The sequence below is a fragment of the Carnobacterium maltaromaticum DSM 20342 genome (genome assembly GCF_000744945.1).
Classification (GTDB): Bacteria; Bacillota; Bacilli; order Lactobacillales; family Carnobacteriaceae; genus Carnobacterium; species Carnobacterium maltaromaticum.
In genome coordinates, this window is sequence record NZ_JQMX01000001.1 from 816,949 (window position 1) to 832,382 (window position 15,434).

Annotated in this window: 16 protein-coding genes; 1 reads left to right on the forward strand and 15 read right to left on the reverse strand. The window is 35.8% G+C overall.

The window, feature by feature from the left end; translation table 11 throughout:
- Positions 1–17: 17 nt before the first annotated feature.
- The 14 genes from pknB to BR77_RS03940 all read right to left on the reverse strand — a co-directional run bounded on the left by pknB (position 18) and on the right by BR77_RS03940 (position 14,108).
- Positions 18–2,042 (reverse strand): Stk1 family PASTA domain-containing Ser/Thr kinase, encoded by a 2,025-nt coding sequence (gene pknB / locus BR77_RS03880; protein WP_035063985.1) that lies wholly within the window; start codon positions 2,040–2,042, stop codon positions 18–20.
- Between the two features lie 5 nt (positions 2,043–2,047).
- Positions 2,048–2,791 (reverse strand): Stp1/IreP family PP2C-type Ser/Thr phosphatase, encoded by a 744-nt coding sequence (locus BR77_RS03885; RefSeq protein WP_010049585.1) that lies wholly within the window; start codon positions 2,789–2,791, stop codon positions 2,048–2,050.
- A gap of 30 nt (positions 2,792–2,821) precedes the next feature.
- Positions 2,822–4,210 carry a 16S rRNA (cytosine(967)-C(5))-methyltransferase RsmB gene (gene rsmB, locus BR77_RS03890; protein ID WP_010049583.1) on the reverse strand — a complete coding sequence of 463 codons (1,389 nt, stop codon included), beginning with the start codon at positions 4,208–4,210 and terminating at the stop codon, positions 2,822–2,824.
- Positions 4,203–5,156 carry a methionyl-tRNA formyltransferase gene (fmt, locus tag BR77_RS03895; protein ID WP_015076201.1) on the reverse strand — a complete coding sequence of 318 codons (954 nt, stop codon included), beginning with the start codon at positions 5,154–5,156 and terminating at the stop codon, positions 4,203–4,205. Before fmt ends, rsmB begins: the two co-directional genes overlap by 8 nt.
- Positions 5,153–5,647: a peptide deformylase gene (def, locus tag BR77_RS03900; RefSeq protein ID WP_010049579.1), complete on the reverse strand. Its 495-nt coding sequence runs from the start codon at positions 5,645–5,647 to the stop codon at positions 5,153–5,155. Before def ends, fmt begins: the two co-directional genes overlap by 4 nt.
- 30 nt (positions 5,648–5,677) lie before the next feature.
- A complete protein-coding gene (gene priA, locus BR77_RS03905; protein ID WP_015076200.1) occupies positions 5,678–8,092 on the reverse strand; it encodes a primosomal protein N' in 2,415 nt (804 codons plus the stop codon).
- 35 nt (positions 8,093–8,127) lie between these two features.
- Entirely contained in the window at positions 8,128–9,330 is a 1,203-nt protein-coding gene (gene coaBC / locus BR77_RS03910) for a bifunctional phosphopantothenoylcysteine decarboxylase/phosphopantothenate--cysteine ligase CoaBC (protein ID WP_010049575.1), read from the reverse strand.
- Between the two features lie 288 nt (positions 9,331–9,618).
- The gene (gene rpoZ / locus BR77_RS03915; RefSeq protein WP_010049574.1) at positions 9,619–9,834 is read right to left on the reverse strand and encodes a DNA-directed RNA polymerase subunit omega; all 216 of its coding nucleotides are present in this window, start codon (positions 9,832–9,834) and stop codon (positions 9,619–9,621) included.
- Positions 9,835–9,839: 5 nt separating this feature from the next.
- On the reverse strand, positions 9,840–10,454 hold the full coding sequence (gene gmk / locus BR77_RS03920; protein ID WP_010049572.1) for a guanylate kinase: 615 nt from the start codon (positions 10,452–10,454) through the stop codon (positions 9,840–9,842).
- Positions 10,455–10,484: 30 nt separating this feature from the next.
- The gene (locus tag BR77_RS03925; protein ID WP_035063991.1) at positions 10,485–11,369 is read right to left on the reverse strand and encodes a YicC/YloC family endoribonuclease; all 885 of its coding nucleotides are present in this window, start codon (positions 11,367–11,369) and stop codon (positions 10,485–10,487) included.
- Positions 11,370–11,384: 15 nt separating this feature from the next.
- The gene (locus tag BR77_RS03930) at positions 11,385–11,609 is read right to left on the reverse strand and encodes a YdbC family protein (RefSeq protein ID WP_010049570.1); all 225 of its coding nucleotides are present in this window, start codon (positions 11,607–11,609) and stop codon (positions 11,385–11,387) included.
- A gap of 112 nt (positions 11,610–11,721) precedes the next feature.
- A complete protein-coding gene (locus BR77_RS03935; RefSeq protein WP_236700875.1) occupies positions 11,722–12,882 on the reverse strand; it encodes a patatin-like phospholipase family protein in 1,161 nt (386 codons plus the stop codon).
- Between the two features lie 12 nt (positions 12,883–12,894).
- Positions 12,895–13,092, reverse strand: a complete 198-nt coding sequence (locus tag BR77_RS19380) for a patatin-like phospholipase family protein (RefSeq protein ID WP_236700876.1) — start codon at positions 13,090–13,092, stop codon at positions 12,895–12,897.
- A 146-nt stretch (positions 13,093–13,238) separates the two neighbouring features.
- A complete protein-coding gene (locus tag BR77_RS03940; protein ID WP_016356417.1) occupies positions 13,239–14,108 on the reverse strand; it encodes a DegV family protein in 870 nt (289 codons plus the stop codon).
- Positions 14,109–14,385: 277 nt separating this feature from the next.
- Between BR77_RS03940 and BR77_RS03945 the strand changes: the two genes are divergently transcribed.
- The gene (locus BR77_RS03945; RefSeq protein WP_010049564.1) at positions 14,386–14,715 is read left to right on the forward strand and encodes a hypothetical protein; all 330 of its coding nucleotides are present in this window, start codon (positions 14,386–14,388) and stop codon (positions 14,713–14,715) included.
- Between the two features lie 58 nt (positions 14,716–14,773).
- Here the strand turns inward: BR77_RS03945 and BR77_RS03950 are convergent, their stop codons facing one another.
- Positions 14,774–15,433, reverse strand: a complete 660-nt coding sequence (locus BR77_RS03950; protein ID WP_015076196.1) for an ABC transporter permease — start codon at positions 15,431–15,433, stop codon at positions 14,774–14,776.
- Position 15,434: the final 1 nt, after the last annotated feature.

A 15,434-nucleotide genomic window follows, 5' to 3' on the forward strand; every position in this document is an offset into this window, starting at 1 on the left:
TAACTCTCACCTATTCCTTAAGGTCGAACCTCTTCATTAATAATTGTTTCACCATCGCGAACTACTTTATAACGAGCGACTCCACCTTCTTTAATTTTAAAGGTTAAGTCAATCGACTCGGTAGCAAGAATTGATTTAGTTACAACTGGTGTATTAAAGTTATTTTCCTCGTCTTCAATATAAACCTCAAACTTATTAGCTACTGGTTCAGTGATTGAGCTAACTGAACTAATGCTTTCTTCGGAACTACTAGAATTTGCAGATTGATTACTACTATCTGTTGTAGAAGCCGGTTTGTTGATTGTTTTCGCTAAATATTCAAGTGTGATTTTTTTTGTAACACTTACAACTGGTATTTCTTTTGGTCCTTTTGATAATGTGACAGTAATCGAATCATTACGGAAAACTGTTTCTCCAGCTCCTGGTGTTTGTGCCATTACCAATCCAGCAGTCACTGTATCAGAATAATCCGAATTGTACGTAACTTTTAATCCTTGGGCAGAGGCAATATCATCGACATCTTTTTTACCATAATTCAACATATCTGGCATGATAAAACCTTCTTCCCCTTTACTAATTGTAAAGACGACCTGAGTTTCGCTAGGGACAACTTCTTGGCCCTTTTCGATACTTTGTTCAATAATTTGGCCTTTAGGAACGCTTGGGCTAAAGACTTCAATTGGTGTTTTCACATCATATTTCAAATTGGTTAATTTAGCTTTTACAACTTGGAAATCTTCACCAACAAAATTCCCAAATTTTTCAGTCGCTTTACCCGTACTAATAAATAAATTCACTTTTGTGTTTTCTTTGACAGTCCGATCAGTTTTAGGATCTGAACGAATAACTTGGCCTTCTTCGACTTCTGGGTTAGCTTCTTCCGTTACATCCCCAACTTTTAATTTTGCATTTATTAATTCACTTTTAGCTTCTGCTTCTGACAAACCCGTTAAATCAGGAATTTTAACATCTTTCGGACCACTCATTGCAATCGCAAAAAAACCAATCACAAAAAGTAAAATCACACCAATAATCGAAAATAGAATAATTTTTTTCTTTTTACTCTTTTTCTTTTGATCTTTAACCGGCTTTTGTTCATCCTCTTCTTTAACTTCTTCCGCTTCTACAGACTCTGTTTCTAATAAGTCTCCTGGGATAGGAGTTAATACTTTTGTTTCTTCCATCATGCTAGCCGGTTCAAATTTAGGCTCTCCCGCCCGTTGCGGAGAAAGCGCAGTTGCTATATCTGTTGCCATTTCTTCTGCTGATTGATAGCGATCACTAGCTTCCTTCGCGGTTGCTTTTAAGACAACATTTTCTAAAGGTTGCGGAATACGACCATCAAAATCTTTTACAGAAGGAACCGTTTCTTGAAAGTGTTTTAATGCAATCGAAACTGCAGATTCTCCTTCAAACGGTACATTTCCAGTTAGCAACTCATATAAGATAATTCCCAATGCATAAATATCAGATTGTTTCGTTGCCATACTGCCACGAGCTTGTTCAGGTGATAAATAATGAACTGAGCCTAACAAAGAGTTTGTCTGAGTAATTGACGTTTCTGATAATGCCACAGCAATTCCAAAATCTGTAATTTTTACTAGACCCGTTTCATCAATTAAAACATTCTGTGGTTTCAAATCTCGATGAATAATCCGGTTTCTATGGGCGTCTGCTACTGCAGATAGGATTTGTTCCATAATATCAATGACTTTTTGATACGGAATCGGAAAATGATTTCCAATATATTTTTTCAAATCCGTGCCCTTCACATATTCCATCACAATATACTGGAAATTATCTTCTTCACCTACCTCATAAACACTGACAATGTTCGGATGAACTAGTTCAGTTGCTGACAATGCTTCTCTTTGAAAACGACGAATAATATCTTTGTCTTCTCTAAAGTCATAGCGCAATACTTTAACAGCTACATCTCGATCCAGAATTAAATCATGAGCTAAGTATACATTAGCCATTCCGCCGCCACCGACAGTTCCAATAATTTTATAGCGTCCACTTAATTTTTTTCCTATTTCCATAAATGCTAGGACTCCTCTCTCGCGGCGAAATCAGCTAATAATACCGTAATATTATCAGCCCCACCTTTTTCATTGGCTAAAGACACTAGCGCATTTACTTTTTCTTCAATGGATATATCTTGGCTTAAAATTTCTGAAATGGCACTATCTTCAACCATATTAGTTAGACCATCTGAACAAAGCAATAAAATGTCATCTTTTAAAATAGAAAAAATCGTAATATCAATATCAATCTCAGAGGAAACGCCTAATGACCGTGTTAAGACATTTTTTCTAGGGTGATTTGCTGCTGCTTCTGAAGTGATTTCCCCACTTTTTAACAACTCATTAACTAATGAATGATCTTCTGTTAGTTGAACTAATTTTTTATTTGAATACAAATACCCTCGACTATCGCCAATATTAGCTATGACAAGTTCTTCTTCAAATAAAACCGCTGCAACCAAGGTTGTTCCCATGCCATCTAAATCAGAAAATTGAGTAGATTTTCCAACAATACGCTCATTTTCAAGCGTGATTTGTTTTAACATCCATTGTGTGACTTCTTCTGCAGTTGCATAGTTGGTCTCTTCCCAAGCATGACCTAGATGAGAAACAGCCATTTCACTAGCAACATCGCCAGCTTTATGTCCTCCCATACCATCACAAACTACTACTAATCGAAGTCCTGCTTGATTGTCAAATTGTCCAGCAAAATCTTGATTATTTTTCCTTGTTTTTCCGATATCACTTTGAAATACAACCTGCATTTCTCCACCTCTTTAAACTCTTCATGACTTTTAGTTGATTTTTTTCAAACAACTAATGAAAAAACCATCTGTTTCAAAATCATGAGGATAAATTTGTATGAATCCATTTTTAAGACAAGGTTGAAGAGTTTCTCCAACTAAGACTGTCGTTTTTTCAAATTCAGGATGTAACGCTAAAAACTGTTCAACTGTTTTTTCGTTTTCTTCTTCTGTTATGGTACAAGTACTGTAAACCATTATACCGTATTTTTTCAGTTTTGGCGCTACACTTTCTAAGATTTCTAATTGAATTTTTTGTAAATTTAATAAATCACGCTCTTTTTTTGTATATTTTATATCTGGTTTACGGCGCATTAAGCCTAAACCTGAACACGGCGCATCAACTAGAATACGATCGAAGCTTTCATCTGGGAAAACTTCATCGACTTTTCGTGCATCTAAAACAACACCTTCAACAACATCATCGACATGTAAACGTGCCGCATTTTCTTTCACTAATTTTACTTTATGTTTGTGCAAATCTAATGCAACAACTTTTCCCCCTGCTTCATGAGATAAAAAAGAAGCGATATGAGTTGTTTTTCCGCCAGGAGCTGCACACGCATCTAAAACTTGGTGGTGAGGTTCAATCTGCAGAGCTGGAGCAACCAACATCGATGTTTCATCTTGAATCGTTAATTGACCTGAAGTAAATAAGGGCGACGAGGCAAAATGCCCACCATCACTAATGACAGCATCTGGCGTAATTTCACTTCGACGAACAGCAAAACCTTCTTCCTCTAACGCATACAATGCTTCTTCAACTGTTAAATAACGTTGATTTACTCGAGCACTTGCTCGACTTGGAATTAATAAAGACTCTCCCAAAGCTTTGGTTTCAGAATACCCAATTTGATTAATAAATTTTTCAACTAACCATAAAGGCATACTAATTTCCAGACTAAGGCGCTCAGCATCATCTTTAATATCTGTTAAATCCTTGAATCCGCGACGCTCAGCATTCCGTAAAACGCCATTAACAAATTTACTAATTCCTACATGACCTTTCTTTTTAGCAATCTCAGCAGCTTCAAAAAGAATGGCATGTTGCGGAATTTTATCTAAATAAATCATTTGATAAATAGACAAACGTAATAAGTTACGAACCCAAGAATCAATTTTTTTGGATTCATCTAAGAAGTCAGCCAAATAAAAATCTAAGGTTAAACGACGTTGCAAAACGCCATACACTAATTCTGTTAAAAGTCCTGCATCAGCAGAACTTAAATTATTTTTTTGAATGGATTCATTTAATAATAAATTAGAATAAGCACCATTTTTTTCAGTTTTGTCTAAAATTTCCATCGCTAAATAGCGACTTGTTTTTTTTGTATTACGTTTTTGAACTTCTTTTTTTGGTTCTGTTTGTTCTTTAGACATCTTGTCCCACCATTTCTCCAACAGTTAATTGACTGCCGATTCCTCGTAAAAACTCGCCAGCAGTCAATTGACCTTTTCCAGCTGGTTGAATTTTGTTTAATTGTAAAATTGTCTGATCTCCGCATGCAACCCAAATAACTTCTTTACCTAGTTGAATGATCGTTCCCGGAGCTTCAGTTGTTGTTTCTTCAGTAATCGGTGTTACATCCCATAATTTCAAACGATTACCTGCCAATAAAGTATATGCTACTGGCCAAGGACGCATTCCTCTAACCTGATAGTCAATTTGTTGAGCCGTTTTGTCCCAATTAATTCGTTCTTCTTCACGAGAAATATTTGGTGAATAGGTAACTAACGCTTCATCTTGCTTCACTGGTACAATTTTACCAGCTAACAAATCTGGTAAAGTGTCCATTAATAAGTCACGACCTAAAATACTTAACCGCTCAAATAAAGTTCCGACATCATCTTTTTCAGTAATGGCTAATTTTCGTTGACTTAAAATATCGCCCGCGTCCATTTTCTTTTCCATATACATAATTGTCACACCGGTCTCACTGTCGCCATTCATTAAAGCATAGTGAACAGGTGCTCCACCTCGATATTTTGGCAATAAAGAGGCATGGACATTAATCGCACCTAACTTAGGCACATCTAATAATTTTTGTGGTAAAAATTGACCAAAAGCTGCTGTTACAATTAAATCAGGCGCTAAAGCTTCAATTTCAGTCATTTCTTTTGAACCTGTTATTTTTTCAGGTTGTAAAACCGGGATATTATGTTTTAAAGCTGCTACCTTAACAGGTGTTGGTGTTAACGTTTTTTTACGGCCCACTGGTCGATCTGGCTGTGTAACCACTGCTTGAATATCGTAACCAGCACGGACTAATTCATCTAAAATTGGTACTGAAAAAGCGGGAGTTCCCATAAATATAATTTTTGTCATTCGCCATGCTCCTCCATATAGGATTCTAAATCTTGTGGATCAATATGTTCGATAATTTTATCTGTAAAGAGTTTACCATCTAAATGTTCAATTTCATGTTGGAATGCTCTAGCTAAATAACCGTCGGCTTCGACTTCATATTCATCACCAAAACGATCGGTAAAGCGGACAACAATATAATCAGCACGATCAACGGTCCCATACACGCCTGGAAAACTTAAACATCCTTCGACATCAATCGAAGAACCTTCTTGGCTGATAATTTCTGGATTAATCATTTCAAACAATCCTGATTCTTCGTCTAATTCCACAATAGCAATTCGCAAAGAATGATTTACTTGTGGAGCAGCAATGCCGATACCATCATTTTCAACCATCGTTTGATACATATCTGCTAATAATTGTAACGTTTCATCTGTGATTTCAGTCACCTCAGATGCTGGAGTTTCAAGAATATCATCTGGATACTGAACAATTGGCAATAGTGCCATATTAAAACCTTCTCTCTGTCGTTTGTCTCATTAAATAAAATGCATAGGTTCTGAATCAATCGTTACTTGTAAGCCTTTTGCCATTTCTTTTTGTGAGTTGATTAATAACTCGTGAAGCTTAGAAAATAGCAAGGGTTCATGTTTATACTTAATAATTGTTTGGTAATAATAACGGTTATTAACGCGAGCGACTGCTTTTGGTGTCGGCCCTAAAATAATTGTTTCTGGCTGCATCTCAGGTCGAATAAATTGAACAATTTCTTGCATTTTTTTAGCCGCTTGAAGTTCTTCCTCGTGGCTTGTTGTCAAAAGAATCGTATAATAATATGGTGGATAACTTCCCCGTCTACGCAACAACATCTCATGTTGATAAAAATGATCATAATCATGTTGTTGAGCCAATACAATTGCATAATGATCTGGATTGTACGTTTGAACAATAACTTCACCGGTTAACTCAGCTCGTCCTGCACGACCACTAACTTGAGTTAGTAATTGAAACGTTCGCTCACTAGCTCTAAAATCTGGTAATCCCAAAGCAGTATCGGCATTTAAAACGCCCACAAGAGTAATATTAGGAAAATCTAACCCTTTCGCAATCATTTGAGTCCCCAATAAAATATCTGCTTCACCATTTCCAAATGCTGTCAGCAATTTTTCATGGGCTCCTTTTTTGCGTGTCGTGTCAACATCCATACGAATAATCTTAGCTTCAGGAATGAGAGCATGTAACTCTTCTTCAATTTTTTGTGTTCCGGTTCCGTAATAGCGAATTTTATGTCCTTTACAACTTGGACAAGTATGCGGAATAGCCTCTTCATGGCCACAGTAATGACATTTCATTGTCTTTGTATCCATGTGTAATGTCAAGGAAATATCACAATTAGGACACGGCAAAACGAAGCCACAATCACGACACATAACAAATGAAGAATATCCTCGTCGATTCAATAATAAAACAATTTGTTCTTTCTTAGCTATTCGTTCACGTATTTTTTCTTGTAAGACCAATGAAAAACTTGAGCGATTCTGTTTTTTTAATTCATCACGCATATCTACCACTTCAACTTCAGGCAAAGCTTTGCGATTGGCCCGTTCGGTTAATTCTAATAATGTATATACCTTTTTCTGAGCACGAGCACGCGACTCTAAAGAAGGCGTTGCACTTCCTAAAATAACTGGACATTGATGATATAAACTACGCCATAAAGCCATATCTCTAGCATGATAACGGGGACTTTCATCTTGTTTATAACTACCTTCATGTTCTTCATCGATGATAATGACCCCGATATTTGTCACAGGAGCAAAAATAGAAGACCTTGCGCCAACCACTACTTTCGCTTCACCTCGTTGAATTTTACGCCATTCATCATACTTTTCTCCCACGGATAAACCACTGTGTAAGACAGCTACTTCATTTCCAAATCGACCTTTAAAATGATTGACCATTTGCGGAGTTAAGGCAATTTCAGGAACAAGCATTAGAGCACTTTTCCCATCTTTTAAGGTTTCAGCAATAGTTTGCAAATACACTTCTGTTTTTCCACTTCCAGTGATTCCTTTCAGTAAAAAAGTCTCAGCTCTGTTTTCTTTAGTGGCTGCTAAAATTGGAGTAATAGCAGCTGTTTGACTGGCATTTAAGGTAAACGCTTCTGTCTGTTTAAATTCATGATTTTCAAAAGGATCACGATAGGTTTCCTCTTCAAAAAAAGTTAACCAACCTTTTGTTTCGGCCTCTTTTAAATTGGCTGCTGTTATCGTTGTATTTTTAGTTACTTCAGAAACGCTTCTAACATCATTCTCCATAGCTTGTAAATAACTAATTAAAATCTGCTGTTTAGGAGCACGTTTGCCTAATCCTATTTTTGCTTCTTCTAATTGTTCAAAAGAAAGCAGTCGTTTAATCATCCTTTTTTTCTTAGTTCTTGCTTTATCTTTGACTTCATAAACAACTTCAACAGTTTCATGCTTTTTTAATTCCATTAATTTAGGTAATAGTTCTCGTTCTTCTGCTTCTTCCCAACTAATCTCATTCCGTCCCTTAAAAATCGACGTAAAAATAGATTCAGAAACTTCATCAATTAAACGAATTTTCTTTTCATATTTGGCACGCATAACACTAGGCAACATTGTTTGTAAACATGTTATTTGAAAGGCAAACGTTGTTTCAGCCATTTCTTTACCTAAAGCCAGCATTTCTTCATTTAGGACTGGATTCAAATCCATTAAACTCGCAATATATTTAAGTTCACCAGTATAATCTGTTGAGTGGACAATATCAACGACAAAACCTTGCACACGTCTCCCACCACGTCCAAATGGTACCTCAACCCGCATGCCCTTCATTAAAGTTTCTACAAATTCAGGAGGGATCCCATAATCATAGGGTTGATTGGTTTGCATAGTTGGAACATCAACAATCACTTTCGCAATAGAAACCATTCATTTTCACACCCTTTAGTTAATTTGAACATTCTCTAACTTATTTGACTTAACGCTACGTTTAAAATTTCTTTTGCTATCTCTAATTTACTGCGAACAGAAATCTCAATTGGTTCGCTTACTTCTGAATAAATAGTGACTGCATTCGTCTCCTTATTAAAACCAGCATCTGGTTTAGAGACATCATTTGCCACAATCAAATTGGCTTTTTTCTTTTTCAACTTGCCAAGGGCATATTCTTCAACATTATTGGTCTCTGCCGCAAATCCAATTAAAAATTGATGGGTTTTCTTTTGGCCCAATTCAGCCAAAATATCTGTTGTTTTAGTTAAATTTAAAATCAGTTTATCTTCGTCTTTTTTTATTTTTTCTTTAATTTCAATCGCTGGTTTATAATCAGATACAGCGGCAGCCATAATAACTATATCGGCTGCATCGAACTCTGCTAAGACAGCTTTTTCCATATCGGCTGCCGTTTGAACGTTAACGACACGAACACCCTTAGGCGCTTCTATAAGAGTTGTAGCTGAAATCAAATGGACCTCTGCACCTAAATCTCGTGCGGCAATGGCCAGACTGTATCCCATTTTACCAGAAGAATCATTCGTGATAAAACGTACTGGATCAATGCGTTCCTTTGTACCACCAGCCGTCACGACTATTTTTTTTCCACTTAAAGGCAGATTTTTTTGCTGCTTAAGGAGGCTTAATTCAATTTCGTTAAGAATATCTGCAGGTTCAGGCATACGCCCTCTCCCTTCATATCCCTCTGCTAAGAAACCAGTTGCAGGTTCAATAATGTAACGACCGTCTGCAGTAATTGTTTTTAGATTTCTAACGGTTGCAGGATTTTCCAACATATGCTGATTCATCGCTGGAACTACATAAACAGGCGCTGTTGTTGCTAATAATGCTGTTGAAACAAAATCATCTGCAATCCCATTAGCTAACTTAGCGATACTATTAGCAGTAGCTGGAGCGATTACCGCCATATCAGACCAATCTGCCAAATGGATATGGGCAACTTCTTGACTGACTTTTTCATCAAATGTATCTAAATAAACATCATTTTTACTTAAAACTTGAAAAGTTAACGGCGTTACAAATTTCGTTGCTGACGCTGTCATCGCCACCTTCACTTCAGCTCCCGATTTTATGAGCTTTCGCACTAAGTCACAGACTTTATAAATAGCAATGCCTCCAGTTACATACAAGGCAATTTTCTTTCCTTTTAACATACCAAAAGTCTCCCTTCACTACATAGACTGCTTTTGTTTTCGTTGAAAAAAGAAGCTTCTTCATTTATTTGAAATTTTTCACTTTAGTTTCATTTTATTCATCTAATCTATTCTACTAGAAAAATTGCTTTTTGTCTTGATTTTTAACGAATTCATGATGTGTTTTAATGTCTTTCTATTTTTTAAATCGAAAATAGTTTCATTTTAAGGCCCTTACTAAAAAAATATGTAAAAAGAAGCAGAAAATGCCAAACAAAAAAATCTTTTTGTTTGGCATTCTTTATTTTTCTATTCTTCTGGTCCAACTGTTGTTGGGTCAATAACTAAATCCCCAGCATTAATTTCTTCTAGTGCTTTACCAACGTTTTTATATGAATCATACGATTCTAATAAGTGCATTTCTTTCGCATGCAATTGGTGCGCACGTTTACTTGCAATAATCACCAACGAATATTTTGAATCAATTTTTTCTAGTAAGTTATCAATAGACGGTTCTAACATCATATTATTTACAGCTCCTCAATCATTTTTTTATAACGGTGAATCACTCGCGATACACGCAAATGTTCACTTTCAATAATTTGTTTGACATTTCTAACAGCATTTTCAACTTGGTCATTGACAACAGCATAGTCGTACAAACGCATCATTTCGATCTCTTCGATCGCTTTTTCCATACGTTCTTCAATCACAGCCATTTCATCCGTCCCACGTCCAATGATTCGCGACTTAAGTTCAACTAAATCAGGTGGCGTCAAGAAAATAAAAACTCCTTCAGGCATTTTTTCTCGTACCTGCAGGGCTCCTTGAACTTCGATTTCTAAAAAAACATCTTTTCCACTCGCTAAAGTCTCTTCTACGTAAGCCAAAGGAGTGCCGTAGTAATTTCCTACATACTCAGCATACTCTAATAAGCCACCATTTTCAATTAAAGTTTCAAATTCTTCCTTTGTTCTGAAAAAATAATCCACTCCATCAGTTTCCCCAACACGTTTTTTTCTAGTTGTCATTGAGATAGAATAATCAAAATTGGTTCCATCATTTTCAAAAATTGCTTGCCTAACTGTTCCTTTTCCAACACCAGAAGGTCCGGAAAGGACAATTAAAAGTCCACGGTCTGTCATTCTTTAAAACCCTTTCTAAACGATACTTTTTTATTCAATATTTTGTACTTGCTCTCGAATTTTCTCTAATTGCGTTTTCATCAGAATTACAGTATCAGACAGCTTCAATTGATTGGCTTTAGAGCCAATTGTATTCACTTCCCGATTCATTTCTTGAATTAAAAAATCTAATTCTCGTCCGACAGGTTCTGGCTTTTCGACTAACTGTCGAAAATGAACAATATGACTATCTAAACGTTCCAATTCTTCATGGATATCGGCTTTTTCTAACATTATTGCTAATTCAGTTAATAAGCGAGGTTCGTCAATGAAATTTCCTACTACTTCTTGTAATCGATCTTCTAAACGCGTTCGATAATGTTCTTCAAACAACTCCGATAAATCTGTAATTTGATGAATCGCTAGTTGAAATTGTTCTAAATGATTGAGGACATGTTCCTTTAGGCGCAACCCTTCAGATAGTCGGCTCGCAACCAATTCTTTTAAAGCTTTTTCAGTTGCCTCTCTAACAAGTGGTTCAATTATTTCTTCACCCACTTCTTTTTCTTCAACTGTTAAAAAATCAGAAGAAGCAATCAACTCCATTAAATCAGATTTAAAATCTAAGCCAGGAATTTGATCGTATTTACGACTTGCTTCTGTCGCAAATGCTACAGCTTCGTCAACTAATGACCAATTGATCACTAATTTTTTTTGGCTATCAGCACTTTTCTTCAAATTTAAAAAAATCTCAACCCGTCCGCGCTTCAACTGAGCACTAACTTGCTTTTTTAAGGGCAATTCCATAAAATTTAATTCTTTAGGTATTCGGCTAACCACTTCTAGAAAACGATGGTTGACCGATTTCATTTCAATATCAACTTGGACCATTTCTTGACTTGTCGAAGCTCGACCGAAACCAGTCATGCTTTTCATAAGCTCCCTACTTTCTTAAAGGCTGACATTTTCTAAGGCTATTTTCAAAGCTTTAACTTCATCATTAGATAACGTTAACCCTTTTCCCATTTTTTCGTGAGTCGCATCCCAATCTCGTAAATCAAATTTTGGTTGATTGCCATTCCAGCTGACTAAATTTAATTCCTTCTTCCAGCCTTTTGCATTTTCAGAAAGAACTGCAATTTCTTCCATTATTTCAAAAGAAAATTCTTTTGCCATCTTCTTCACCGCCTCAAATCTAGCTTTTAAATTAACTTTATTTCTACTAATTCATAAAAAATATCAAGATTTAGTTTACCATAAAATCAGTCTATATTATAGTTTTTTTTAGTTACTTTATCATCTTTTTCAGTTGATAAATGTAGGTTGCCATCATGAAAGCTACTGGTTTTCGATAAATTAGCCATTGTAGATTTTTAGAAACCATTAGCCTACCTTGCTTAGCTTCCAGTAAGTCAACGAAATAGAGAACCATTTTTAAATTAGAAATAAAGGGAATCATTTGAGCGTAATTATCTAACCATTCATCCCCAGAATAAATCATAGCAATTTCAAATGTAGCTGCCAAACTAGCTGTTTCAATTGCTTTTCTAGCTGCTTCATATTTTTCAAGAATAGCCTGATTAAATTCAGAAAACGAATAAATTTTTGTTGGATTAAGTTGAAATAATTTGCCTGTTAATTCATGAATCGCATAACTTAACTCTTTTTTCCCAACACGACCACGCCAAGCTCCTCGTATTCTTTTTAATAGTAATTCTTGGTTTTTCTCATTCCGATAAAAAGCAGCGATAAAAAATTCTTGCGGATCATTTAATAAGCGGACAAATTTTTGATAAAATAGTTTTTCATGATTCATAATATCCTCATTTTTAAAACTATACCAGCTCCCAGCTAATTTTCCATAGCTTTTTAACGTTTCTAAATAACCTAACCGAATATTGAATTCTGATCGGGCACCGTCAAAGAGCAATACTGCTCCCAATGGCCATTTACTGACAATTTGATGGACAGTCGCTTCAGCTGGAAGTTTAATTGCTTTTGTAATCCCTGGCCCTTTTACATCAACAACGATTAAATTTGTTGCACCCTTGGAAATAGCTAAGTCAATAGGGATATTATCATGATATCCGCCATCTACATAAGATTTAGCTCCGATTTTAGTCGGTTGCATGGCCGGAAAAAAGGAAGCACTACCCAATAAGTAAAGACTGACTAAACCTTGAGGAATCTCATCTAAAAACACAGAAACTTGACGCATAGCTGGAAATTCTGTCAAAACTATCCCAAATTCAATCCCTCGATTTCGCATCCGATCTTCATCTAGCAAACGATCAATGATACTGTTTTTTAAAGGCAAAGCACTAATTCCTTTTTGTCTTAATGCATTGAATACAAAAGTTCCCACCGTTTTCCGATAGCCTTTAAAGCTAGTCGCGTCTACTGGTGATTCAAATTCCAAGACATGACTGGTATCAATCGCCTGCCACATTTCCTTTGCCGCTTAATAGTCACCTTGGACAATCAGTCCCCCGTTTAATGCACCAACTGATGTTCCAGTTACAATTTGAAAATCAATACCTAATTCTAACAAACCTTGCCAGACACCAATTTGATAGGAACCTCGTGCGCCACCGCCACCTAAAACTAATGCTGTTTTTTTGTCTGGATTTTGCTTTTGTTGCATGTCAGATTCTATCAATTTTGCACCTCATCACGTTATATTTTCTTAATTTTACCGAATCCATGAACTAATTGCTAGTCAAAACCTTCACAGTACTCCTCTTAGTCATCAATAAACTCCATTTAGGTCAAGATATTCTTGACTTAAATGGAGTTTATTATAGTTTATACTCTTACTTCACCAAAAGAAAAAACAGCCATCGATCCAAAACCAGTGTGCGCTGCAATGGTTGGTCCATAAGGATAAACTAAGATTTCTTTGACTTTCACCTTTTCTGATAATTCTTTTTTTACTTCCTCAGCTTCTTCTGGAACACCAACATGTCCGACAATAATCGTTTGATTTTCAGGATCACGCAACCCTTCAACTGTTTTATCGACTAAATAATGTAACGATTTTTTGCGACCACGAACTTTGGCAACGGGTTCCAATGTGCCTTCTGGTGTCACAACAATAATTGGTTTCACACTAAGCAACGAGCCCATTGTTGCGGCTACAGATGAAATTCTACCGCCACGCTCAAGATGTTTTAAATCATCCACCGTCACCCATGAATGTAAGTTCATTTTATGATTTTCTACCCACTGAGCAACTTCTGTCAATGTTTTGCCTTGTTCTTTCATTAAAGCAGCTTGGTACACAAGCAACCCTTCGCCTAAACAAGCAGCTTTTGTATCAATAACGGTAATATCTACAGTGCCAAATTTATCTTCTAACATTTGGACTGCTGAAACAGCATTATTGTATGAACCACTTAACCCTGATGAGAAAGCTAAATAAAGAATAGGTTCACTTTTTTCTACAAACGGCTTAAAAGCTTCATAATAAGTCCCAATATTAATTTGTGAGGTTGTTGCTTGTTTTCCTTCTTTTAATTGCTGGAAAAATTGATTGCGGTTAAATGTTTTGCCTAAATCATCACTATATTCTTTTCCATCAATACTAATAATCATACTTATAATGGCAATTTTATGTTTTTCAACGAATTCCAATGGTAAATCCGAACATGAGTCCGTAAAAATTTGATAACTCATTCTAACAACTCCTTAATAAAAAGTTTGTTGAGCCCTTTAGGCCTGGCAGAAAAATAGGAAAATTTGATGTGGTGCTTTTTACCACCTCGAAATTTCATCTTTTTCCGAAAGACTGGCTCAAAAGAACTAGCCTGATAAAAAAACTAACTTCTTCTATATTATGGCATGTTTTCCCTTAAAAAGACAACATTCTAAAAAAATAAATAAAAAAGCTTGCAAAACTGAACGTTTGTTCGTATAATGAGATATACAAACAAACGTTCGGAGGTTTTTACAAATGGAAAATTATTTCGCAGAAAAACAAACTCGTGCTTTTAACTTTTTACAAAAGAAACTTTTAGTCGGAAATACCAAACCATCTTTAAAAATTTTGCCGCAAATGCCCGAAAATCAAATTCGTTTTTTCCTAAACCAAGCGTATGAGCAAAGAAAAGCGATTATTATACAAATAAATAAAACCAAGCACATCCTAAATGTAAACGAACAAATAGGTTTACTGAGATACTCTCCACTTGATCAAAATCGTGCGATTCTTGAAAGTCGCAAAGACAATACTGTTCACATGATTGCTTTACAAGATATTCGTTACATTCGTTTAGCAGATTAATCTAGAGGCTAAAAAAAGAATTTTCACTCCCTATTAGAGTAAAAATTCTTTTTTTATTTTATTTACTTGATCGAACTGGATCTAACTTACGTTCCAAGAACCCTAAGAAAAGATCACTTATAATCGCCATTGCTGCAGTTGGTAATGCTCCTGCTAAAATAATCGCCGTTCCATCTGTTGCATTTGTTCCACGAATAATGATATCTCCTAGTCCACCTGCCCCAATAAACGACCCAATCGCTGTAATCCCAATTGCAACAACTAAAGCATTGCGAATACCAGCCATAATAACAGACATTGACAATGGTAATTCAACCATATATAAAATTTGAAATTTTGTCATGCCCATTCCTTTTCCAGAATCTAGAATATTATGATCAACACTTCTGATTCCTGTGTAGGTATTTTTAATGATCGGCAATAGAGAATAAAGGAATACTGTCACGATAACCGTATTCACACCTAGCCCCAAACCTAACATTAAAATGGATAACATAGCTAATGATGGGACTGTTTGAATGACATTTGCCATCCCTATGACCCAACCTGACATTTTATAGTGTCTAGCGATCCAAATACCTAATGGAATTCCGATAATAGCTGCAAAAAGCACTCCATAAATAGAAATTAGAAAGTGACGCATAAACTGGCTAAAGACATACGCACCATTTTGTTGAAAATAATAAATGAGCTGTTGAAGCATGTTCATCTTTTCCATG

Coding starts and splice junctions, on each gene's coding strand:
- BR77_RS03930 (WP_010049570.1), bottom strand. CDS start 11,609: ATGGCAAAAGAATTTTCTTTTGAAATAATGGAAGAAATTGCAGTTCTT.
- BR77_RS03885 (WP_010049585.1), bottom strand. CDS start 2,791: ATGCAGGTTGTATTTCAAAGTGATATCGGAAAAACAAGGAAAAATAAT.
- BR77_RS03940 (WP_016356417.1), bottom strand. CDS start 14,108: ATGAGTTATCAAATTTTTACGGACTCATGTTCGGATTTACCATTGGAA.
- rpoZ (WP_010049574.1), bottom strand. CDS start 9,834: ATGATGTTAGAACCGTCTATTGATAACTTACTAGAAAAAATTGATTCA.
- priA (WP_015076200.1), bottom strand. CDS start 8,092: ATGGTTTCTATTGCGAAAGTGATTGTTGATGTTCCAACTATGCAAACC.
- def (WP_010049579.1), bottom strand. CDS start 5,647: ATGGCACTATTGCCAATTGTTCAGTATCCAGATGATATTCTTGAAACT.
- BR77_RS03925 (WP_035063991.1), bottom strand. CDS start 11,369: ATGAAAAGCATGACTGGTTTCGGTCGAGCTTCGACAAGTCAAGAAATG.
- BR77_RS03950 (WP_015076196.1), bottom strand. CDS start 15,433: ATGGAAAAGATGAACATGCTTCAACAGCTCATTTATTATTTTCAACAA.
- coaBC (WP_010049575.1), bottom strand. CDS start 9,330: ATGTTAAAAGGAAAGAAAATTGCCTTGTATGTAACTGGAGGCATTGCT.
- BR77_RS03935 (WP_236700875.1), bottom strand. CDS start 12,882: ATGTGGCAGGCGATTGATACCAGTCATGTCTTGGAATTTGAATCACCA.
- rsmB (WP_010049583.1), bottom strand. CDS start 4,210: ATGTCTAAAGAACAAACAGAACCAAAAAAAGAAGTTCAAAAACGTAAT.
- fmt (WP_015076201.1), bottom strand. CDS start 5,156: ATGACAAAAATTATATTTATGGGAACTCCCGCTTTTTCAGTACCAATT.
- pknB (WP_035063985.1), bottom strand. CDS start 2,042: ATGGAAATAGGAAAAAAATTAAGTGGACGCTATAAAATTATTGGAACT.
- BR77_RS03945 (WP_010049564.1), top strand. CDS start 14,386: ATGGAAAATTATTTCGCAGAAAAACAAACTCGTGCTTTTAACTTTTTA.
- gmk (WP_010049572.1), bottom strand. CDS start 10,454: ATGACAGACCGTGGACTTTTAATTGTCCTTTCCGGACCTTCTGGTGTT.